Source organism: Pseudomonas sp. UBA6753 (assembly GCF_002453565.1).
Taxonomy (GTDB): Bacteria; Pseudomonadota; Gammaproteobacteria; order Pseudomonadales; family Pseudomonadaceae; genus Aquipseudomonas; species Aquipseudomonas putida_Z.
The window spans coordinates 13,204-34,993 of the sequence record NZ_DKHD01000045.1 but is presented as its reverse complement, the minus strand read 5'-3'; the positions used below and the strand labels follow the sequence as shown (position 1 = coordinate 34,993).

Sequence of the window (21,790 nt, the reverse complement as noted above, 5' to 3'; positions counted from 1 at the left end):
AGCGTGTTCGGCAACAGGCGAATAGCCAGTCAACGCGGGTGTGGCGCAATGGCCAGCAGCCGCTCGATCCGTTCGCCAAGGGTGCTCAGGTCGAAGGGTTTGTGCAGCAGTTCGGTGCGCCTGTCGGGCCGGGCAAAGTGCATCGTATCGGCAGCGTCGTAGCCGGTAATCAGCAATACCGGGGCATGCTCCACAAGGTTTTGGTAGGCCTCTGCAAGCTGATAACCGTCAACCCGCCCAGGCAGGCCGACATCGGTGATCAGCAAGTCCGGTGGTGGCCCTTCCTGCAACGACTCAAGCGCCGAGTGGCCGCCCTCGAAAGCTTGCACCTGGTAGCCCAGCTCCGTCAGCACTTCGACCAGCACCAGGCGCAAGGCCGGTTGGTCTTCCACCAGCATGATCCGGCACCCGCGCGCCTGCAGGGGCGTGATGGCGGATGTGGCTGGCTCGTCGTGGCAGGTTGCGGGAGCGCTCCGGTCCCGGGGCAGGTACAGGTGAACGCAAGTGCCTTGCCCAGTGACGCTGTCGATCAGCAACTGCCCTCCGGACTGGCGGACAAAGCCATAGGCCATGGACAACCCCAGGCCGGTGCCCTGGCCCAGTGGCTTGGTGGTAAAGAAGGGTTCGAGGACGCGTTGCAGCACCTCACTGGACATACCCATGCCGGTGTCCTCGACACTAATGTGCAGATACTGGCCCGTCGGCAGGTCCAGGCGCTTGGCCTCGGCCGCTGCGAGATCGGCGTTTTCGCAGCCGATGCGCAAGGTGCCGCCCAGCGGCATGGCGTCACGGGCGTTGATGCACAGGTTGAGCAGAGCGTTCTCCAGCTGCTGTGGATCGATGCGGATCGACCATTGCGCGGCCAGCGTGCGGTCCTGAAAGTCGATGTGCGGGCCGGTCGAGCTGCGGATCAGGTCATGCATGTCGGCGACCAGGCGCTGCACATCCACCGCTTGTGGCAGCAGCGTCTGCTGGCGCGAAAAGGCCAGCAACCGCTGCACCAGGGCTGCGGCGCGCAGTGCGTTGCTGCGGCCGAGGTCGAGCATGCGGGCGGTGTCGGCAAGGCGTTGCTGGCCCAGGCGTTGCTCTGCCAGCTCCAGTGCGCCAAGCAGGCTGCCCAGCAAGTTGTTGAAGTCGTGGGCGATGCCACCGGTCAGCTGGCCGACCGCCTCCATTTTCTGCGAATGGCGCAGGGCTTCTTCGGCCTGGCGCAGGCGTTCCTGCTCGGCCACGCGCTCGGTGATGTCATAGGCGAACAGGTACCCGCCCTGGACTTGCTGCTGCGCATCGTGCAACGGGTGGTAGCGAATCTCGTAATGGCGCGGGGCGTCAGGCGGGCCGAGAGTGATGGTGTCGATGAAGGCTTCGCCGGCCAGCAAGCGTGGCCACACCGGTGCCAGGCGGCCCATGATGTCAGGCTGGTTGAGCAGGAACTGCGGCACGTAATCGCCGATCTGCGGCACGAAACCACGGTAATGCGCGAAGGTTTCCCGGGCCATGCGGTTGATCGCAATCAGGCGCATGCTGCGGTCGGCAGCAAACACGTTGGCCAGGCTGTTGTCGAGCAATTCGCCCAGTAGCCGGTTGTGGGCCTGCGCACAGTTCTGCGACACGCGCTTGCAGCTGTGCCAATGACGGGAGCGAATCTGCTTGCATGGCGAGGGCCCGGTGAGCGGATCGGGCAACTATAGCCGCCCACCGGGGCACCAGCCATCAGAACGAGCGGATGATCCGCCCCAGGGTTTCCATGGCCCGTTCGGCATCCTCGTGCCAGGGGCTGCCATAGTTCAGGCGGATGCAGTTGCCGAAGCGCCGGGTGGGCGAAAAGATCGGCCCGGGGGCGATGCTGATGCCCTGGGCCAAGGCCATGTGGAACAGCTTGAGGGCGTCCATCTGTTCGGGCAGCTCCAGCCACAGGAAGTAGCCGCCGGACGGTTGGCTGACCCGCGTCTGCGCCGGAAAGTGCCGGGCAATGGCCGCCAGCATGTTGGCCTGCTGGCCTTCCAGGGCATAGCGCAGCTTGCGCAGGTGGCGGTCGTAGCCACCGTGCTGCAGGTAGTCGGCGATGGCCGCCTGGGCCGGCATCGAGGCACACAGCGAGGTCATCAGCTTGAGCCGTTCGATCTTCTGTGCAAAGCGCCCTGCTGCCACCCAGCCGATGCGGTAGCCGGGTGCCAGGCTCTTGGCGAACGAGCCGCAGTGCATCACCAGGCCCTGGGTGTCGAAGGCCTTGGCCGGTTTGGGTGCCTGTTGCGCGTAGTACAGTTCGGCGTACACGTCGTCTTCGATCAATGGCACCTGATGACGCGCCAGCAGCTCTACCAGTGCCTGCTTTTTCGCTTCCGGCATGCTGGCGCCCACCGGGTTCTGGAAGTTGGTCATGCACCACACGGCCTTGACCGGGTGCTTCTCCAGCGTTTGCGCCAGCACGCCCAGGTCCATGCCTTCGCGCGGGTGCACAGGAATTTCCACGGCCTTGAGCTTGAGCCGCTCCAGTACCTGCAGGCAGGCATAGAAGGCGGGGGCTTCGATGGCCACCAGGTCACCGGGCTGAGTGACGGCCTGCAGGCACAGGTTCAAGGCTTCCAGCGCGCCGTTGGTGATTAGCAGCTCCTCCATCGGCAACATCAGCCCGCCAACCATGTAGCGCAGGGCAATCTGCCGGCGCAGCTGCGGGTTGCCGGGTGACAGGTCGGTCACCACCATGCGCGGGTCCATGCTGCGGCTGGCGCTGGCCAGCGAGCGCGACAGGCGTTGCAGCGGAAACAGCTCGGGACTGGGGAAGGCCGAGCCGAACGGCACGGTGTTGGGGTCCTTGATCGAGTCGAGGATCGAGAACACCAGCGCGCTGACGTCGACGTCGGTGGACTCGCTGACCGGCTGCAATGCCTGCGGCTCGCTGAACTGGCGCGGGGCGTGGGCGTTGACGAAATAGCCCGAGCGCGGCCGGGCGCGGATCAGCCCGCGCCGCTCCAGCAGGTAGTAGGCCTGGAACACGGTGGACGGGCTGACCCCGTGGGTCTGGCTGGCATAGCGCACCGAGGGCACGCGCTGGCCGGGGCCCAGCACCCCGGAGCGGATCAGTTCGGCGATGTCGTCGGCAAAGCGTTCGTAGCGTTTCATTCTGGCCTTCTGTCGAAGCCTGGCAGGCAAGGTGGAATCAGTGTAAGGGATCAACGGTTCAGCGGCGCGACGAAGCGGCTGTGGGCCACGCTGCGGATGGCGGGGTCGTCGCGCTCGCTGATCTCGAAGCTCAGCGTCTGCGAGCTGCTGGCCGGGCGCTCGGCCAGCATCGCCACCGACACCGGCAGCTCACTCATTTCACCGGCCGGGATCATGAATGAGGTCTTGCCCTGCAGGCTGAAGCCGTCGGCGTCCAGCAGGCGCAGCTGATAATGCCGGGTGCTTTCGGTCTTGTTGATGACCTTGAGCAGGTAGATGTTCTCGATCTGGCCCTGGGCATTCTCGCGGAACAGGCCGCGGTCCTTGATCACGTCCAGCGACACCATCGGGCGCAGCTGCAAGGCCACCACCAGAGCCGCGATCATCACCCCCAGCGCGGCGGCGTAGCCCAGCAGGCGCGGGCGCAGCCAATGGGTGGTGCCACCTTGCAGGCTGCGTTCGGACTTGTAGCCGATCAGGCCACGGGCGTAGCCCATCTTGTCCATTACCCCGTCACAGGCATCGATGCACGCCGCACAACCGATGCACGCCATTTGCAGGCCATCGCGAATATCGATGCCGGTAGGGCACACCTGCACGCACAAGGTGCAGTCGATGCAGTCGCCCAGGCCCTGGGCGCGGAGGTCGCTGCCTTTCTTGCGCGGGCCACGGGCTTCGCCGCGACGCGGGTCATAGGCAACCGCCAGGGTGTCCTTGTCGAACATCACGCTCTGGAAGCGTGCATAGGGGCACATGTGCAGGCACACCGCTTCGCGCAGCAGGCCGGCATTGATGTAGGTGGCGGCGGTAAAGAACAGCACCCAGAACAGCGCCACGCCGCCCAGTTGCAAGGTGAACAGCTCCGCAGCCAGTGGGCGGATCGGGGTGAAGTAGCCGACGAAGGTCAGCCCGGTGAGCACGCCAATGGCCAGCCACAGGCTGTGCTTCAGTGTGCGCCGGGCCAGTTTGTTCAGGCTCCAGGGCGCGGCGGCCAGCTTGATGCGCTGGTTGCGGTCGCCCTCGGTGACCTTTTCGCACCACATGAACAGCCAGGTCCAGGTGCTTTGCGGGCAGCTGTAGCCGCACCACACTCGGCCGGCATACACGGTGATGGCGAACAGGCCAAAGGCGCAAATGATCAGCAGCGCCGACAGCAGGATGAAGTCCTGGGGCCAGAAGGTGGCGCCGAAGATGTGGAATTTGCTGTTGCCCAGGTCCCACAGCACGGCCTGGCGGCCGTTCCAGTTCAGCCAGGCGGTGCCGAAGAACAGCACGAACAGGGCGCCGGCGAAGCCGATGCGCAGGTTGCGGTACAGCCCAGTGAAGCTGCGGGTATGGATGCCATTGTCGGCGCGGCGCGGCAGGGGGCTGGCTGGGGCGGTGGCGATCTCTGTGAAAGGGATTCTATCGTTCATGGCTCGGTGCTCATCAGGCCTCGATCAGGCATGAGCACTATGGCCCTGAGGCTGTTATCAGCACAGGCTCAGATTTTGCGATAAAAACCGTATCAGATTTCTGGGCAGGCCCCGCCAGGCCTCAGATTACCGAGCCTGGCGTGCTGGCCTTCAGATGCCTGCGGCTATCCACCGCACCCACCACGGTCAGTGCATCGGCCTCGGCTTCGGTGATGGGCACACGCTGACCGGCGAGCAGGGCCACGGACATGCGCAGCTGTTCGTCGGTGACGATTTCGATGGACGGGCCATCACCCTCGATGCGCAGGTCTTCGGCGATCAGGGTGCAGCGGCGGGTGGTTTCATCGATTTCAACGGGCATGGGGTGGTCCTCCTGGGAGTGGTTACAGGGTGGACCGTGCTGAGGGGAAGGTTGCTGCATCAGCAGGCTGAACGGCACTTTGTCATTTGTTCGGGGGTCAACCCTTGCAGATGGCAGGCCAGGCCTCTTCGCGGGCACGCCCGCTCCCACAGGGATCTGAGAAACACCTGTGGGAGCGGGCGCGCCCGCGAAGAGGCCGGGCCTGACAACACAATGCTCAGCTTGGGAAAAAAGCAATGGACCTCATCTGGCAAGCAATCCAGGCCGAATTCGCCGATATCACCGACGAGCGCGAGGTCACGCAAATCCTCGTACGCCTGCTGATGGCAGCCCTGCTCGGCGCCGTGCTGGGCTTCGAGCGCGAGCACAAGGGCAAGGCCGCCGGGGTGCGCACGCATATGCTGGTTTCGCTGGGCGCTGCGCTGTTCGTGCTGGCACCGAGCATGGCCGGGGCCGATGAGCAGGCGCTGAGCCGGGTGATTCAGGGCATTGTCGCCGGTATCGGTTTTCTGGGTGCGGGCACCATTCTCAAGGGTAACGGCCAGGACGCCAGCCATGTGAAGGGCCTGACCACTGCCGCCGGGTTGTGGATGACCGCCGCCATCGGTACGGCAGCCGGCATGGGCCGTGAAGCCACGGCGTTGATCAGCACGATACTGGCCCTGCTGGTGCTGGGCACGATGCCGTTGCTGGTGGACAAGCTCGAAGGGCAGGATGAGGGAAAGCAGGAGGAGGAAGAGGGCAGGAAGCACTGAGGGGAGCCGAAGCTCCCCTCAAAGCGTTGTTGCCTGCTCTTTTTTTATTATTGGGACCGGCCTGTTGTTGTTTTTGTCAGCCTGTCCTGGTGTTGCGGGCGACCCCCATGCGGGGTCAAGAGCAAACGTATTTTTTTGAGCGCTGACCTGCCTTCATCATTGCTGATCCGAACCTGGCTGCCGCTACCTGGAGGTAGTTTTATTGTTCTGTGCCAGACCGCGGGGCGTACCCCTGAAAAGCGTGTCGACTCCAAAAAAATCTGCTTGCTACGCCTCTGCCGTGTTGTTCTTGTTATGTCAGAGCCGTTACCTGTTGTTTTTATTGGGTGTCACATTCTTTTTGTTGTTGTACCAGAGATATAGCAGGGTGCGTGCCAACTTTTGCAAACACTTTAAAATCAAGCACTTGGCGATTTCGGTCGAAATCGACCGGCCTGAAATTCTGCCGATTTGTTTCCCTGTTACCCGATTTTTTGCTGCAAAACGTGGGGGCGGTAACACTTCACCCACACCAATGTGACACCCATATGACTCATTGCGCGCTGCGCGCCCGCGCTACCCGCGACCCGTTGTCGCGGCCCAGCACGCTGCTGATGCGACGGCCGGCGGCGATCAGCAGGTTCAGGTCGATGCCGGTTTCAATGCCCAGCCCCTGCAGCAGGTACACCACGTCTTCACTGGCGATATTGCCGGTAGCGCCTTTGGCATAGGGGCAGCCGCCCAGCCCGGCCACCGAGCTGTCGAACACGCTGATGCCTTCGAGCAGGCTGGCATACACGTTGGCCAGGGCCTGGCCATAGGTATCGTGGAAGTGCCCGGCCAGTTGCTCGCGCGGTACCTGTGCCGCGACCACCTCGAACAGGCGCCGGGTTTCGCCGGCGGTGCCGGTGCCGATGGTGTCACCCAGCGATACCTCGTAGCAGCCCATGTCGTGCAGGGCACGGGCCACCGGGGCGACCTGCTCGGCGCTGACCTTGCCTTCATAGGGGCAGCCGAGTACGCACGACACATAGCCGCGCACGCGCACGCCGTGGTTGCGCGCGGCTTCCATGATCGGCTCGAAGCGCTTGAGGCTGTCGCTGATCGAGCAGTTGATGTTGCGTTGCGAGAAGGCTTCGGAGGCGGCCGCGAACACCGCCACTTCCTTCACGCCTGCGGCCAGGGCGTCCTCGAAACCGCGCAGGTTGGGGGCCAGCGCCGCATAGGTGACACCCGGGCGCTGCTGGATGCCGGCGAACACTTCGGCGGAGCCGGCCATCTGCGGCACCCACTTGGGCGAGACGAAACTGCCCACTTCGATATAGGCCAGGCCCGCTTTGGTGAGGTCGTCCACCAGGCGCACCTTGTCGGCGACGCTGATGGGCTGGGCTTCGTTCTGCAGGCCGTCGCGGGGGCCTACTTCGACCAGGCGGACGTGTTTGGGCAAGGACATGGCGGGTTTCCTGTGGCGTTCAGCGGTTGTCTTTGTTGTTCAGGGTGGCGGCCAGGGCTTGTTCGCAGCGCTCCTGGGCGGTGTCCAGCTCCAGCTGCATCTGGTGGATGTCGAGCATCTGCTGTTCCAGCTGGGCGCGGCGCTCGGCGATTTTTGCCAGCATGCTGTTGAGCTGCTTGAGGTTGCCGCTGGAGGGGTCGTACAGCTCGATCAGCTCGCGGCATTCGGCCAGCGAAAAGCCGATGCGCTTGCCGCGCAGGATGAGCTTCAGGCTGACCTTGTCACGCGCCGAATAGATACGCTCCAGGCCTCGGCGCTCGGGGCTCAGCAGGCCCTGTTCCTCATAGAAGCGGATGGCGCGGGTGGTGATGTCCAGCTCGCGGGACAGGTCGGAGATGCTGTAGGTCTGGGTGCTCATGCTGGGGCTCGGCGTGGGGTATGCGGGTATCCTGAGGGCAGGTTGACGTATACGTCAAGCAGGGGCGCGGGATGTGTGTTGCCTGTGCCGGCCTTTTCGCGGGCTTGCCCGCTCCCACAGGGACAGTGGTGCCCTCAAGGCCAATGCAATACCTGTGGGAGCGGGCAAGCCCGCGAAGAGGTCAGAACAGGCGAAAAAGTTACTCAGACAACCCCGACCTGCGATACCCATTCGGTGTCTGCCCACTCAACCGCTTGAACCACCGGGCAAAATAGGTGGGGTCGGTAAACCCCAGGCTATCCGACAACTGCCCGATGCTCATCCGCGTATAGATCAGGTTGCGCCGCGCCTCCAGCAGCAACCGCTGGTGCACCACCTGCAGCGCGGTCTGCCCACTCAGCGCCCGGCACAGCTGGTTCAGCTGCAAACTCGGAATATTCAGCCGCGCGGCAAAGTCCTCCACCGACAGGTGCTCACGGTAATGCGCCTCGACCAGGCGCAGGTACTGCCCCAGTAACTGGCGGTCGCGTTCATCGCGGTTGCGCGGCGCCTGCCCCAACTGCTGGCGGCGGCTGATCCACACCATCAGCGCCGTCACCAGCGCCTCGAGCAGTGCCGCCCGCGCCGGGGCGTTGCCCTGGTACTCCTGCTGCAGGGTCTCGATCAGGCTGCGCAGGTGCACCCGGTCCCGGCCCAGCGGGTAACACGCCGCCTTCGCCAGCACCGCCAGCGGCGCGCCCAGGCGCTGCTCCAGGTTGGCCACCAGTGCCGTGCCAAAGGTCAGCACATGCCCCTGGATATCGGCGCTGAAGCGAAAGCCGTGCACGGTCATCGGCGGCACCACCTGGATCGCCGCTTCGCTGATGGCGCTGCGCACCCCCTCTACCTCCACCTCGGCCCGGCCGCGTTGCACATACAGCAACTGGAACAGCTCGGCATGCTGGTGCGGCTTGATTTCCCAGTGGTGCAAACGGCTACGCGCCGGGATCGACTCGCAGTGCAGCAGGTCGGTGCCGGGCCAGGCCTGGTTTTCGCCATACAGCTTGAACAAGGGGACGCCGTGGAGAGTGGATTTCATGCGTGCAGGCCTGTCCGTTAATCGAACGTTTTTTGTAAAAGTGCAGGTTATGCATGGAATAGCACACTTCAATGGCTGTTTTTGCCAGTAAAAATGCAAGGGCAAACCCTAACAGCAGATGCCGCCCCACTGCCAGTCCACAGCCGGCATCGTCCGCACAGAGACAACAACAATGAAAACTCAGGTCGCAATTATTGGTGCAGGTCCGTCTGGCCTGCTGCTGGGCCAACTGCTGTACAAGGCCGGTATCGATACGGTCATCGTCGAACGCCAGGCGCCCGAATACGTGCTTGGCCGCATCCGTGCCGGGGTGCTGGAGCAAGGCACGGTCGACCTGCTGCGTGAGGCCGGTGTGGCCGAGCGCATGGACCGTGAAGGCCTGGTACACGAGGGTGTCGAACTGCTGGTCGGCGGGCGCCGTCAACGCCTGGACCTCAAGGCCCTGACCGGTGGCAAGACCGTGATGGTATACGGCCAGACCGAGGTCACCCGTGACCTGATGCAGGCACGTGAAGCCAGCGGCGCGCCGATCATCTATTCGGCAAGCAATGTCCAGCCGCACGAACTCAAGGGCGAACGGCCCTACCTGACCTATGAAAAAGACGGCCAGGTGCACCGGGTGGACTGCGACTACATTGCCGGTTGTGACGGCTTCCACGGTGTCTCGCGGCAGAGCATCCCCGAGGGCATCCTCAAGCAGTACGAGCGGGTCTACCCGTTTGGCTGGCTGGGCATGCTGTCAGACACGCCACCGGTCAACCACGAACTGATCTACGCCCACCACGAACGCGGTTTCGTGCTGTGCAGCCAGCGTTCGCACACCCGTAGCCGCTACTACCTGCAGGTACCGCTGGAAGAGCAGGTGGAGGCGTGGTCCGACGAGCGCTTCTGGGAGGAGCTGAAGGCACGCTTGCCCGCAGACGTGGCTGCGCGCCTGGTAACCGGCCCGGCGCTGGAGAAGAGCATCGCGCCGCTGCGCAGCCTGGTGGTCGAGCCGATGCAGTATGGCCAGCTGTTCCTGATCGGGGATGCCGCGCATATCGTCCCGCCGACCGGTGCCAAGGGCCTGAACCTGGCGGCATCGGACGTCAACTACCTGTACCGCATCCTGGTCAAGGTTTACCGCGAAGGGCGCACCGACCTGCTGCAGCAGTATTCGCCGCTGGCCTTGCGCCGGGTGTGGAAAGGCGAGCGTTTCAGCTGGTTCATGACCCAGCTGCTGCATGACTTCGGCAGCCACAAGGATGCCTGGGACCAGAAGATGCAGGAGGCCGACCGCGAGTACTTCCTGACCTCGCCGGCGGGGCTGGTGAACATTGCCGAGAACTATGTAGGGCTGCCGTTCGAAGAAGTCGCCTGAGGTCCTGTGCTGCCTGTCCTGGCCTCATCGCCGGCAAGCCAGCTCCCACAGGGATAGCGCCTGGCTCGAGGCCGATGCGGTCGGGGTGGGAGCTGGCTTGCCGGCGATCACGGGCGAAGCCCGTGCCATGCAACCTTGCCTAGCGAGCCAGTAACGCCTCCATTTCCCGATACCCCCGCTGCCGCGCATGCTCCAGCGCGGTCACCCCATCCTTGTCGACAATCTGCCGATCCGCCCCGGCCGCCAGTAGCCGGCGCACGATCTCCACATGCCTCGGCCCGCCGTCACCGAGGATCACCGCCTCCAGCAGCGCAGTCCAGTGCAGGCGGTTGAGATGGTTCACGTCCACCCCGGCATCGATCAGCAGCTGCACGGTCTCGACATGCCCGCGTTCGGCGGCGGGTATCAGCGCAGTGCCTCCATACCGGTTGGTGCTCTTGAGGTCGGCACCGTGGCTCAAGGTCAGCCGCAGGATGTCGTTCAGGCCACGCGCCCCGGCATACAGGTACGGGCTGTCGTCGATGTTGTCTTTGGCATTCACATCGGCACCGGCTTCGATCAGCGCTTTCGCCGCCGCAACCTGGTTGTCATGGGTAGCCACCAGCAGGGCAGTGCGCCCTTGCTCGTCACGGCTCTCCAGCTGCGCACCTTGTGCCAGCAGTTGTTGCAGGGTGCGCACATCATCGTGACGGGCAGCGTTGTGCAGGCGGTTGTCCATGGCAGTGCTCTCGGCGTGGGCGGCAAGGCTGGTGCACAGGGCGAACAGCATCGCAGCAAGTAGTGAACGCATGGGGCAGGCTCCTCGATGACCTGCCCGCATCCTAGAAAAAACACGCCAGGGCTTGAAGTTAAGTTTGCGCATGACAGACAGTGCCTTGCTGAATAGGTAATGGCAGGAAGCACAACGATGACATTCTCCACCCCCCTGATGGGCGCCTTGTGCCTGGTAGCTGCCAGTGGCTGGGCCTGTGCCGACCAGGTGTTGCCCGCACCACCGGAACTGGCCTCCGGCTACCGCACCGGCCTGCAGCCGGTGCATGCCAGCCGGCACATGGCCGCCGCCGCCAACCCGCTGGCCAGCGAGGCGGGGCGGGCGATGCTGCGTGCCGGTGGCAGCGCCATCGACGCGGCCATCGCCATGCAGATGGTGCTGACCCTGGTCGAACCGCAATCCAGCGGCATTGGCGGCGGGGCGTTCATCCTCTACTGGGATGGGCAGCGCGTACAGGCGTTCGATGGCCGCGAGGCAGCCCCGGCGGCGGTGACGGAAAACCTGTTCCTGCAAGCCGATGGTTCACCGATGCCATTCAGGGCGGCGCAGATCGGCGGGCGTTCGGTGGGCGTACCGGGAATTCTGCGTGCCCTGAAGCTGGCCCATGAGCAGCACGGCAAGCTGCCCTGGCGCGACCTGTTCGCCCCGGCCATTGCGCTGGCACGTAACGGTTTCGCGGTTTCCGAACGCCTTCACACGCTGGTGGCGGGCGACCCGTTCATTGCCCGTTCACCGGCCATGGCCCGTTACTTCCTGGATGAGCAGGGCAAGCCGCTGGCGGTGGGGGCTACCTTGCGCAACCCCGAGCTTGCGCAAACCTTCGAGCAGATTGCTGCGCACGGCCCCGAAGTGTTCTACAGCGGCGAGATCGCCGAAGCCATCGTCGCCAAGGTGCGCAGCCATGCCAATGCCGGCTACCTGTCGTTGCAGGATATGCAGCAATACCGGGCCAAGATGCGCGAGCCGCTGTGCGGCCCCTACAAGGCCTGGCGCATCTGTGGCATGCCGCCGCCGTCGTCGGGCGGGGTGACGGTGCTGCAGACCCTGGGCATCTTGGAGGCCCTGCAACGGGCTTCGCCAAAGCGCGACCTTGCCGCCATGCGGCCGCTGCGCACTTCGTCGGTTGCCGGGCTGGAAGCCCCGCCGCTGGCCGTGCACCTGGTTGCCGAGGCCGAGCGCCTGGCCTATGCCGACCGCGCCCAGTACCTGGCCGACAGCGATTACGTGCCGGTGCCGCTCAAGGCCCTGACCGACTCCGCATACCTGGCCAGCCGCGCTGCGCAGGTCGGCGAGTACAGCATGAAACGCGCCCGCCCGGGCCAGCCGCAGGGGGCCGACCTGGCCCTGGCGCCTGACCGGTCGCCGCTGCGCATATCCACCTCGCACCTCAGCGCGGTGGACGACCGCGGCCAGGCCCTGGCCATGACCACTTCGGTGGAAGCGGCGTTCGGCTCGCACCTGATGGTCAAGGGCTTTTTGCTCAACAACCACCTGACCGACTTCTCGTTCATCCCCCGGGAACAAGGCAAGCCCGTGGCCAACCGGGTACAACCGGGCAAACGGCCGCTGTCGGCCATGGCGCCGACCCTGGTGTTCTCGCAAGCTTCCGGCGAGCTGGTGGCCAGCCTGGGCTCGCCCGGTGGCTCGCAGATTATCGGTTACGTGAACAAGGCGCTGATCGGCCTGCTGGATTGGCAGCTCGACCCGCAGCAGGCCGCCGGCCTGCCCAACTTCGGCAGCCGCAATGCCGGCACCGAAGTAGAGGCGGGGTTGGCCAGCCCGGCACTGATTCGCCAGTTGGCAGCCTGGGGGCATGAGGTGACGCCGATGATCATGACCAGTGGCATGCAGATCATCCAGCGCAGTGGCGAGGGTTGGTCGGGCGGTGCCGACCCGCGGCGCGAAGGCGTGGCAGTCGGCGACTAGCGGTGCGCGTTGCGGTGCAGCAGGTGGCGTGGTAGAAGTCAGTCTTGCCATTCAGAAGTTGAATACCAAGATGTCCATCAGCGTGAAATCGAATAGGGCCCTGTTCGACCTCGACCTGTTGCGTGCCATTGTCGTGGTGGCCGATTGCGGCAGCTTCACCACTGCTGCTGCGCGGCTGCACTCCACCCAATCGACCATCAGCCAGAAGGTGCGCCGCCTGGAGGATATGGTTGGCCACCGTCTGCTGGTGCGTGGCAATCGCGACGTGCTGCCGACCGACGCCGGGCAGACCCTGCTCGGCTATGCCCGGCACATGCTGGCCCTCAACGACCAGATGCTCGAAGCCTTGGCCGGGGCGATGGTTGGCATGACCGTGCGCCTTGGCGTGCCCGAGGACTTCGTGGGCGGGCGTACCACCAATGCGCTGTCGGCCTTCAGCCGGCAGCACCCGCAGGTGAAGCTGGAAGTGACCAGCGGCCTGTGCCGCGACCTCAGCCAGGCCTACGACAACGGTGAGCTCGACCTGGTGTTGCTCAAGCAGCGGCGCAACAGCCGCGAAGGCGTGGCCTGCTGGCCAGAACGCCTGCAGTGGATCGACAGCGCGCGCACGCCCGCCTTCGAGCTGGACCCGATCCCGCTGGTGACCTTCCCGCCCCGCGGCCTGTACCGCGACGACATGATCACCGCCATCGAAGGCATGGGCCGGCGTTGGCGCATCAGCTTCACCAGCTCCAGCCTCAGCGGCATCCAGGCAGCGGTCGCCGATGGCATGGGTATCAGCCTGCTGCCGCCACGGGCGGCCACTGGTGAGCACCGGGTGCTGGGGGCAGGGCAAGGGTTGCCGGAGGTCGACAGCTATGAAATCGTCATCGTCCACCGGCCGACGGCGGATGTGATGGTCAAGGCGTTGGCCGAGGTGATGACGCAATTGCTGGCGGGTGGCGGGATCTGACATGGTTGGGGCCGCTTTGCGGCCCATCGCCGGCAAGCCAGCTCCCACAGGGTTTGCGTATGGCTTGAGGCCAATGCGGCCGAGGTGGCAACTGTCTTGTGTAGCCTGTCCTGGCCCATCGCCGGCAAGCCAGCTCCCACAGGGTTTGCGTATGGCTTGAGGCCAATGCGGCCGGGGTGGCAACTGTCTTGTATAGCCTGTCCTGGCCCATCGCCGGCAAGCCAGCTCCCACAGGGTTTGCGTATGGCATTGAGGCCAATGCGGTCACGGTGGGAGCAACTGTCTTGTGTTGCCTGTCCTGGCCTCATCGCCGGCAAGCCAGCTCCTACAGGGTTTGTGTATGGCGTTAGGCCAATGCGGTCGAGGTGGGAGCTGGCTTGCCTGCGATGGGCTGCGCAGCAGCCCCAAAAAATTGCAGCATCAACGCTAGCTTCTGGGCGACAAATGAATCCCGGCAATCATGCAGCGCACCGAACCCCCTGCCATTTCGATGGTCGGTACATCGAGTGGCACCAGCCGCGCCGAGCGTTCGATGCGCTGGCGCTGTTCGCCGGTCAGGCTGTCGAAGGCCTTGCGCGACAGCGCCAGGATGCGCCCGTCACGCCCGGACAGTTCGATGGCATTGCCGGCGAACTGGCTGATCTGCCGGTTGCTCAGGTCGATCACATCGCGGCCCGACTCAAGCAGGCGCATGCGCACTTCGTCGGCCCGCGCCTTGTTGGTGAAGGTGCCAAAGCCCACCAGCGCAAACTCCGTCGCCACGCACATCAGCACATTGGTGTGGTAGATCGGCGTGCCTTGTTCATCGGCGGTGTCGAACACCATCGGCTCGAAGTTGAAGTGCGTACTGAAACGCTCCAGGGCAATCGGGTCGGCGCGGTTGGAGCGCGCGGTATAGGCCACCCGCGACAGGTGGTCGAAGACCATGGCGCCGGTCCCTTCAAGGAACAGTTCGTCCTGCTCCAGTCCCGAATAGTCGATCACATCCTGCACCCGGTACTCATGCTTGAGCATCTCGATCACATCGACGCGCCGTTCGCGGCGGCGGTTGCGCGAGTACATCGAGTAGATCGCGATGTGCCCCCCGGGGTGGGTGGAGAACCAGTTGTTGGGGAATACCGAGTCGGGGGTGTTGTGCTCACCGAAGTCGTCGAACAGGTGCACCCGCACGCCCTCGGCTTCGAGCCGGCCGGCGGCCTGGGTGACTTCATCGCGTGCCACCTCGGCCAGGGCCTGGGCGGCGATGTCGGGGTTGCTGCGCTGGAACGAGTTGTCGGCTGCGGTTTCCGGGTTGGGGGTGAAGGCATGCGGCCTGACCATGACCACTGCTGCAGGTGCCTGAATGGAACGCGTTGGAAATGCCATGTGAAATACCAGGTTGGGAGCAGGGTTAGGCAACGCGTCGGATGCGGCTTTTGGCAGCGCGACCGCGGGTATGGCTGAACAGGTCCTTGGGGTCATCCTCCACCCAAGGCACCAGGTCGATTTTGCTGCCCATGCCGCGTTTTTCGGCCTGCTGTAATACGTACCGTAGTACGGTGTAGTCTTCCAGGGCGAAGCCCACCGAGTCGAACACGGTGACCTGGGCGTCGCTCTGGCGGCCCTCGGTCTCGCCGCGCAGCACACGCCACAGGTCGACCACCGGGAAGTCCGCCGGCAACTGCTGGATATCACCTTCGATGCGGGTTTGCGGCTCGTATTCGACGAACACCCGGGCGCTGCGCAGCACATCGGCATGCAGTTCGGTCTTGCCCGGGCAGTCGCCTCCCACGGCATTCAGGTGCATGCCGGGTTCGAGCATGTCGGGGGTGATGATGGTGGCGTAGGCCTTGTCGGCGGTCACCGTGGTGATGATGTCCACGCCTTTCACCGCTTCTGCCACCGAACCGGCGCGGCGGATGGTCAGGCCGCTGTATTCCTTGAGGTTGGCGATCAGCTTGGCGGTGGCCAGCGGGTCGGTGTCGTAGGCGACGATTTCTTCGATGCCAAGGTGCTTGTGGAAGGCCAGTGCCTGGAATTCGCTTTGCGCACCGTTGCCGATCAGCGCCATCCTGCGCGAGTTCGGCCGGGCCAGCGCCTGCGCTGCCATCAGCGAGGTGGCCGCAGTGCGCAGGGCGGTGGCGATAGTCAGTTCGGAGAGCAGCACCGGGTAGCCGGTGTCGACATCGGCCAGCACGCCGAAGGCCATCACCGTATGCAGGTCGCGGGCGGTGTTGGCCGGGTGGCCATTGACGTATTTGAAGGCATAACGGCTGTTGTCGGCGACCGGCATCAGTTCGATCACGCCGACTTCCGAATGGCTGGCAACACGCGCGGATTTATCAAACTCCTGCCAGCGTTTGTAATCTTCGCGAATAGCTGCGGCCAGTTCGCCAATGAACGGCGCTACGCCAATGTCATGTACCAAGTCCGACATGGTTGGAACATCAATGAAATACGTCATGCTCTTGCACCTTATTATTGCGCTTTCACCCCAGTGGCCTGCGGGGTGAAACGCTTGAGATTGTTGAAGTGGCGTGAACATTTTGATGAAAGGTTGCGTCAAGATGAAGAGAGCAGGTTGCCAGTTTCATCAACTTTCTAGACAATCTGCCACCCCAAAATAGCAATCTGATTATTTGGCAGGCATCCATGGATACTATCGATCGGGAACTGATTGCGCTGTTGCGGGACAACGCGCGCACCCCCGTGCTGACCCTGGCGAAGAAGCTCAAGGTAGCCAGGGCTACCGTGCAAAACCGCATCACCCGGCTCGAAGAGCAGGGCGTGATCATCGGCTACACGGTACGCCTGCGCTCCGATGCGCTGGAGCAGGGTGTGCGGGCCATCACCAGCATCGGCATCAGCGGCCACCACGCCGCAGAGGTCAAGCACGCGCTGCGTGGGCATCCCAACGTGGTGGCCATCCATACCACCAATGGCCGCTGGGACCTGATGGCAGAGCTGCGTGCCGACACCCTCGAGGCCTTCGACCGGGCGTTGAACACCATCCGCTCGATACCGCACATCGAAAACACCGAGACCAGTATCCTGCTCTCGACCTACAAGATGTGACCGCTGGGTCAGGCCTCGTGGCAGGTGCATTGTGCAAACTGTCACCCAGGCTTTTCACACTGCACAAAATCCGTTTGGCTGTGTGCATTCTGTAGCGTTCCGCTTGACCCGGGCCGCTGGCAGAATGAAACGGCTTTCGCGGGACTGTATCGGGCGCGCCACTCTGGTGCGTTTCAATAGAATAAGTAAGCCCGCTGCGAAGTTGCATCGGGAACTGTTCTTCATCTGTGTCAATACCCACGCTTCGACAGTCTTTAGTGACTAAAAGCCTGCACTTGAGTGCCAACTAACTGGTGCGGTGCGGGGCGCTGAGGTTTTACAAAAAAAGAATAAGAGGTCAACTATGCAGCAAACGTGCAACGCGCAAAGCGCAGTTCCGGAAGATGGCCGCGTGCTCAAACGCCGGCTGGAAAACCGGCATATTCAGCTTATTTCGATCAGTGGCGCAATTGGCACCGGCCTGTTCATGGGCTCGGGCAAGATCATTGCGCTGTCCGGCACATCGATCATCCTGGTGTACGCCATCATCGGCTTTTTCGTGTTCTGCGTCATGCGGGCCATGGGCGAGATGCTGCTGGCCAACCTGCAGATGGAATCGTTCGCCGACCTGGTGCACAACTATCTGGGGCCAAGGGCCGGTTACATCCTCAGCTGGTCGTACTGGCTGAGTTGGGTGGTCGCGGCGGTGGGCGATGTGGTGGTCGTGGCGGGGTTCGTGCAGTACTGGTACCCGGATGTGCCCACCTGGCTACCGGCATTCGCCACCATGTTCCTGCTGCTGGGGCTGAACATGCTGGCGGTGAAAGCGTTTGGCGAGGTGGAGTTCTGGTTCGGCCTGATCAAGATCGTGGCCATCGTGCTGCTGGTGGTAACCGGCCTGGTGATGGTCGCCACGTCCTACACCTCGCCGGCCGGGGTGACCGCCTCGTTCAGCCACCTGGTGGCCCCGGGCGTGGTCATGCCGCATGGCATCCTCGGTTTCCTCGCCGGGTTCCAGATCGCCATATTCTCCTTCGTCGGTACCGAGCTGATCGGCACTGCAGCCGCAGAGGCCAAGGACCCGGAGCGGACCTTGCCCAAGGCCATCAACACCATCCCGGTGCGTATCCTGCTGTTCTACATCTGCTCGCTGGTATGCATCATCAGCGTCATCTCCTGGGCCAATGTGCCGGCCAATCGCAGCCCGTTCGTCGAACTGTTCCTGCTGGGTGGGTTGCCCGCTGCCGCTGGCATCATCAACTTCGTGGTGCTGACCTCTGCGGCCTCGTCGGCCAACAGTGGCGTGTATTCCGGCTCGCGGATGCTCTACGGCCTGTCGCACCAGCAGCAGGCGCCGGTTGCGTTCGGGCGGTTGTCGGGCTCGGGTACGCCGGTACGCGCGCTGGTGTTCTCGGGGGTGTGCATGGCGATCGCTCTGACGCTGCTGTTCGTGATCCCTGAGGTGATGACCGTGTTCACCCTGGTGTCGACCATTTCCGCGGTGATGATCATCGTTACCTGGTCGCTGATCCTGCTGTCCTACTTCGCCTATCGCCGGCAGGATCCGCAGGCGCATGAGCAGTCAACGTTCAAGCTGCCTGGTGGCAAGGTCACCGCTGCGCTGTCGCAGCTGTTTCTGATCTTCGTGCTGTGCCTGCTGGCGCTGGAGCCGGATACCCGCACCGCGCTGTACGTGATGCCGCTGTGGTACGCAGGCCTGTTGCTGGCCTATCGGCGCAGGGCCAGGGCCTGTGCTCGGCCGCAGGCAGCTACTGCCGCTTAGCACGTTGGGGCTGCTGTGCAGCCCGAGCAGCGCGGGCACAGTGGCAGAAAAAGCGCGATGGCGGTAGCCCAGAAGGGCCGTGATGCTGCCGGTGGAAACTGTCTTGCGCAAATCTGAAGGCTTGTGCAAATCCCTGTGGGAGCGGGTTTACCCGCGAACACCGGCGCAGCCGGTGCCATCCACCGCGTTGGATTCTTCGCGGCTGAAGCCGCTCCCACAGGGTGCGCGGACCGCTTGCGAATCAGTTCACTGGCCTTGAGGGCGGCGCGATCGGAGTGGCAGCTCGGCTCGTCGGCGATAGGGCCGTGCAGGCATTTCAAGGCTGGCGCTCGGCCACCGCCCGCAAGGTCCGCAACGTCACCACGGGTGCATCCACCACAAACCGGTTGGCCAGCCACCCCGGTACATCCCCCGCAGGGTCGGCCTGCAGTTGGTAGGTCACTTCGGTCTTGCGCTCACCCAGCGGTTTCATCCGCCATTCGCCGCTTAGGTGCTGCACGCGGATCAGCCCCTTTACCTTGGGGATCCTGCCTGGCTCGGCGCTCAGGTGGCGCAGCAGCGTGCCATCGTCCAGGCGTTCGGTGGTGACCTTCAGCACGATGTCCCGCGGCATCGTCGGCCACGGCAGGTTGGTGGTCAGGTACACCCAGGTGTTTTCGCCCTGCACATCCAGCAAGCGCATCTCGGCGCAGGCGTACAGCCACTTGCAGGCCACCCGCAGGTTCTCCTGCAGGTCGGTGAGCGTGCGAACGCTGGCTTTCATGGTGCTGACACCACGGAATTGCTGGTAGGGCGAGTCGGGGGCGGCGCTCAGGTAAACGCGGATGCCTTCGCGGTCGTAGGCCAGGTTCCAGTCATCGACGGCTGGGGCGGGGGGGCAGAGCAGCAGGGCGGCGAGCAGCAGGCAGCGGTTCATGGCTGGTACCGCGCGGGAGGTGGGTGTTTCAGTATGCGCGGCAAACAGAAAGCCCGCCAGGTTGGCGGGCTTGCGGGCATCAGCCTGGGCTTAACGCTTAGGGTTGAGCGTCAGGTGCACGTGACGGTTCACGTCCTTGTACAGCAGGTAGCTGAACTTGCCTGGGCCGCCGGCGTAGCAGGCTTGCGGGCAGAAGGCGCGCAGCCACATGAAGTCGCCGGCTTCCACTTCGACCCAGTCCTGGTTCAGGCGGTATACCGCCTTGCCTTCCAGCACGTACAGGCCGTGTTCCATCACGTGGGTCTCGGCGAACGGGATCACGCCGCCCGGCTGGAAGGTGACGATGTTCACGTGCATGTCGTGGCGCATGTCGGCCATGTCGACGAAGCGGGTGGTGACCCAGCGGCCTTCGGTGCCCGGCATCTCGATGACGGTGGCGTTGTCACGGTGGGTGACGAACGACTCGGGAACGTCCAGGCCTTCGACCTTCTGGTAGTGCTTGCGCAGCCAGTGGAAGGTGACGTTGGACTTGCTGTTGTTACGCAGGCTCCACTCGGCGCCCGGGGCCAGGAAGGCGTAGCCGCCAGGTACCAGGGTGTGGTGCTTGCCTTCGACGGTGATGTCCAGTTCGCCTTCGACGATGAACACCACGGCTTCGGCGTTCGGGTCCAGCTCAGGGCGCTCGCTGCCGCCTTCCGGGGCCACTTCGACGATGTACTGGGAGAAGGTTTCGGCAAAACCGGTCAGCGGGCGGGCGATGACCCACATGCGCATCTTGTCCCAGAACGGCAGGTGGCTGGTGACGATGTCACGCATCACGCCCTTGGGGATGACGGCATAGGCTTCGGTGAACATGGCACGGTCAGTCAGCAGCTCGGTCTGAGCCGGGTGCCCACCGTGGGGGGCGAAGTACGAATGGTTCGACATGGACGATCTCGACTTGTTGTTCTCTCCCCATGCCGTGAACCGCACCGGCCGGTGCGGCGCAGGGGATGTGGCGACAGAATAGGGTCGAGTGTGTGCCATCCACAAATTAAATGTTGGAATACCCGGTATTTGCTGGCTGAATGCGAACCTGCCGGCCAGCGTGCCCTTCCGGCAAGCGGTCGCCCTGGCCGAACAGCTTGTGGCGCAAGGTGCCTTCGGCATGACTCAGCGGGTAGCGGCCACGGCGTTGCAACTCCGGCACCAGCAGCTCGACCACATTTGCCAGGTCGTCCGGTTGCACTGCGTAGGTCAGGTTGAAGCCATCGATGCCGGTCTGGTCCAGCCAGCTTTCCAGCTGGTCGGCCACCTCGCTGGCAGTACCCACCAGCACCGGGCCACGGCCGCCCAGGCCAACGAACTCGGCAGCCTCGCGCACGGTCCAGCGGCGGTTCGGGTCGGCGGCGGTGAAGGCGGCCAGGGCTGCGCGGCCGGCATCGTTCTCGACGTATTCGATGGGCGCATCGGGGTCGAGGCCGGCAAAGTCGATGCCGGTCCAGCCCGACAGCAGTGCCAGGGCGGCGTCCAGGTCGACATAACGGCGGTATTCGGCGAAGCGCGCCTCGGCCTCCTCCCGGGTAGGGGCGACGATCAACAGCGCCTGGGCGTAGATCAGCACCTCGTCCCGGCCACGCCCGGCCACCTCGCTGGCCTGGCGGATGCCGTCGGCGTAGCGGCGCAGTACCGTGGGCGTCGGCCCGCTGATGAACACGCATTCGGCGTGCCGCGCCGCGAACTGCTGGCCGCGTGCCGAAGCACCGGCCTGGAACAGCACCGGCGTGCGTTGCGGCGAAGGTTGGCACAGGTGCATGCCCGGCACCTGGAAGTGCTCGCCCACATGGTTGATGGGGTGCACCCGGGCGGGTTCGATATAGCGCCCGCTGTCACGCTCCAGCAGCACCGCATCGTCGTCCCAGCTTTTCTCCCAGAGCTTGTACAGCACCTGCAGGTATTCCTCGGCCAGGTCATAGCGCTGGTCGTGGCCCAGCTGGCGTTCCAGGCCCAGGTTGCGCGCGGCACTGTCAAGGTAGCCGGTGACGATGTTCCAGCCGACCCGGCCATTGCTCAGGTGGTCGAGCGTCGACATGCGCCGGGCGAACGGGTAGGGGTGTTCGTAGGTGAGCGAGAAGGTGACGCCGAAGCCCAGGTGCTCGGTAACCCCGGCCATGGCCGGCACCAGCAGCAGCGGGTCGTTGACCGGCACCTGCACGCCACCGCGCAGGGCGGCTTCGGGGCCGCCCTGATAGACGTCGTAGATGCCCAGCACATCGGCGATGAACAGGGCATCGAACAGGCCGCGTTCGAGCAGGCGGGCCAGGTCGGTCCAGTAGCCCAGGCGGTTGAAGGCCACGCTGGTGTTGCGCGGGTGGCGCCACAGGCCGGGGGACTGGTGGCTGGCGGCATTCATGCTGAAGGCGTTGAAGCGAATCGGGCGGGGCATGG

Annotated in this window: 18 protein-coding genes and 1 pseudogene; 6 read left to right on the top strand and 13 right to left on the bottom strand. The window is 64.2% G+C overall.

Going from position 1 to position 21,790, the window contains the following annotated elements; translation table 11 throughout:
• Positions 1-29 precede the first annotated feature (29 nt).
• The 4 genes and pseudogenes from B2790_RS17550 to B2790_RS17535 all read right to left on the bottom strand — a co-directional run bounded on the left by B2790_RS17550 (position 30) and on the right by B2790_RS17535 (position 4,938).
• A pseudogene (locus tag B2790_RS17550) lies at positions 30-1,656 on the bottom strand (ATP-binding protein).
• Positions 1,657-1,713: 57 nt separating this feature from the next.
• Positions 1,714-3,123, bottom strand: a complete 1,410-nt coding sequence (mapR, locus tag B2790_RS17545; protein ID WP_013972935.1) for a GntR family transcriptional regulator MpaR — start codon at positions 3,121-3,123, stop codon at positions 1,714-1,716.
• 50 nt (positions 3,124-3,173) lie between these two features.
• The gene (gene ccoG / locus B2790_RS17540) at positions 3,174-4,577 is read right to left on the bottom strand and encodes a cytochrome c oxidase accessory protein CcoG (RefSeq protein WP_286919339.1); all 1,404 of its coding nucleotides are present in this window, start codon (positions 4,575-4,577) and stop codon (positions 3,174-3,176) included.
• Between the two features lie 121 nt (positions 4,578-4,698).
• On the bottom strand, positions 4,699-4,938 hold the full coding sequence (locus B2790_RS17535; protein ID WP_286919338.1) for a DUF3203 family protein: 240 nt from the start codon (positions 4,936-4,938) through the stop codon (positions 4,699-4,701).
• Between the two features lie 236 nt (positions 4,939-5,174).
• Here B2790_RS17535 and B2790_RS17530 point away from each other — a divergent pair, with 236 nt between their 5' ends.
• The gene (locus tag B2790_RS17530; protein ID WP_013972932.1) at positions 5,175-5,693 is read left to right on the top strand and encodes an MgtC/SapB family protein; all 519 of its coding nucleotides are present in this window, start codon (positions 5,175-5,177) and stop codon (positions 5,691-5,693) included.
• Between the two features lie 532 nt (positions 5,694-6,225).
• On the opposite strand, the gene B2790_RS17525 is transcribed toward B2790_RS17530, so the two are convergent.
• The 3 genes from B2790_RS17525 to B2790_RS17515 all read right to left on the bottom strand — a co-directional run bounded on the left by B2790_RS17525 (position 6,226) and on the right by B2790_RS17515 (position 8,621).
• On the bottom strand, positions 6,226-7,125 hold the full coding sequence (locus B2790_RS17525; RefSeq protein WP_286919337.1) for a hydroxymethylglutaryl-CoA lyase: 900 nt from the start codon (positions 7,123-7,125) through the stop codon (positions 6,226-6,228).
• Between the two features lie 19 nt (positions 7,126-7,144).
• On the bottom strand, positions 7,145-7,543 hold the full coding sequence (locus tag B2790_RS17520; RefSeq protein WP_013972930.1) for a MerR family transcriptional regulator: 399 nt from the start codon (positions 7,541-7,543) through the stop codon (positions 7,145-7,147).
• A gap of 199 nt (positions 7,544-7,742) precedes the next feature.
• A complete protein-coding gene (locus B2790_RS17515) occupies positions 7,743-8,621 on the bottom strand; it encodes a helix-turn-helix domain-containing protein (protein WP_286919336.1) in 879 nt (292 codons plus the stop codon).
• Positions 8,622-8,793: 172 nt separating this feature from the next.
• Between B2790_RS17515 and pobA the strand changes: the two genes are divergently transcribed.
• Positions 8,794-9,981 (top strand): 4-hydroxybenzoate 3-monooxygenase, encoded by a 1,188-nt coding sequence (gene pobA, locus B2790_RS17510; protein ID WP_286919335.1) that lies wholly within the window; start codon positions 8,794-8,796, stop codon positions 9,979-9,981.
• A 139-nt stretch (positions 9,982-10,120) separates the two neighbouring features.
• On the opposite strand, the gene B2790_RS17505 is transcribed toward pobA, so the two are convergent.
• Entirely contained in the window at positions 10,121-10,771 is a 651-nt protein-coding gene (locus B2790_RS17505) for an ankyrin repeat domain-containing protein (RefSeq protein ID WP_286919334.1), read from the bottom strand.
• A gap of 117 nt (positions 10,772-10,888) precedes the next feature.
• Between B2790_RS17505 and ggt the strand changes: the two genes are divergently transcribed.
• Both ggt and B2790_RS17495 read left to right on the top strand, forming a co-directional pair.
• Complete coding sequence (gene ggt, locus B2790_RS17500) at positions 10,889-12,679, top strand: gamma-glutamyltransferase (RefSeq protein ID WP_286919333.1); 1,791 nt, start codon at positions 10,889-10,891, stop codon at positions 12,677-12,679.
• A 70-nt stretch (positions 12,680-12,749) separates the two neighbouring features.
• Entirely contained in the window at positions 12,750-13,631 is an 882-nt protein-coding gene (locus B2790_RS17495) for a LysR substrate-binding domain-containing protein (RefSeq protein ID WP_286919332.1), read from the top strand.
• Between the two features lie 426 nt (positions 13,632-14,057).
• Here the strand turns inward: B2790_RS17495 and ctlX are convergent, their stop codons facing one another.
• Together ctlX and B2790_RS17485 are read right to left on the bottom strand one after the other, a co-directional pair.
• Complete coding sequence (ctlX, locus tag B2790_RS17490) at positions 14,058-14,996, bottom strand: citrulline utilization hydrolase CtlX (protein ID WP_414708598.1); 939 nt, start codon at positions 14,994-14,996, stop codon at positions 14,058-14,060.
• A 25-nt stretch (positions 14,997-15,021) separates the two neighbouring features.
• Entirely contained in the window at positions 15,022-16,074 is a 1,053-nt protein-coding gene (locus B2790_RS17485; RefSeq protein ID WP_286919330.1) for an ornithine cyclodeaminase, read from the bottom strand.
• Between the two features lie 188 nt (positions 16,075-16,262).
• On the opposite strand from B2790_RS17485, the gene B2790_RS17480 reads away from it, so the two are divergent.
• Positions 16,263-16,685 (top strand): Lrp/AsnC family transcriptional regulator, encoded by a 423-nt coding sequence (locus B2790_RS17480; protein ID WP_012272037.1) that lies wholly within the window; start codon positions 16,263-16,265, stop codon positions 16,683-16,685.
• 343 nt (positions 16,686-17,028) lie between these two features.
• Entirely contained in the window at positions 17,029-18,447 is a 1,419-nt protein-coding gene (locus tag B2790_RS17475; RefSeq protein ID WP_196179628.1) for an amino acid permease, read from the top strand.
• 316 nt (positions 18,448-18,763) lie between these two features.
• Here the strand turns inward: B2790_RS17475 and B2790_RS17470 are convergent, their stop codons facing one another.
• The 3 genes from B2790_RS17470 to B2790_RS17460 form a co-directional block, all read right to left on the bottom strand.
• Complete coding sequence (locus tag B2790_RS17470) at positions 18,764-19,363, bottom strand: START domain-containing protein (protein ID WP_286919328.1); 600 nt, start codon at positions 19,361-19,363, stop codon at positions 18,764-18,766.
• A gap of 90 nt (positions 19,364-19,453) precedes the next feature.
• On the bottom strand, positions 19,454-20,290 hold the full coding sequence (locus B2790_RS17465; RefSeq protein ID WP_013972924.1) for a bifunctional allantoicase/(S)-ureidoglycine aminohydrolase: 837 nt from the start codon (positions 20,288-20,290) through the stop codon (positions 19,454-19,456).
• A gap of 106 nt (positions 20,291-20,396) precedes the next feature.
• The gene (locus tag B2790_RS17460) at positions 20,397-21,788 is read right to left on the bottom strand and encodes an LLM class flavin-dependent oxidoreductase (protein ID WP_286919327.1); all 1,392 of its coding nucleotides are present in this window, start codon (positions 21,786-21,788) and stop codon (positions 20,397-20,399) included.
• Positions 21,789-21,790: the final 2 nt, after the last annotated feature.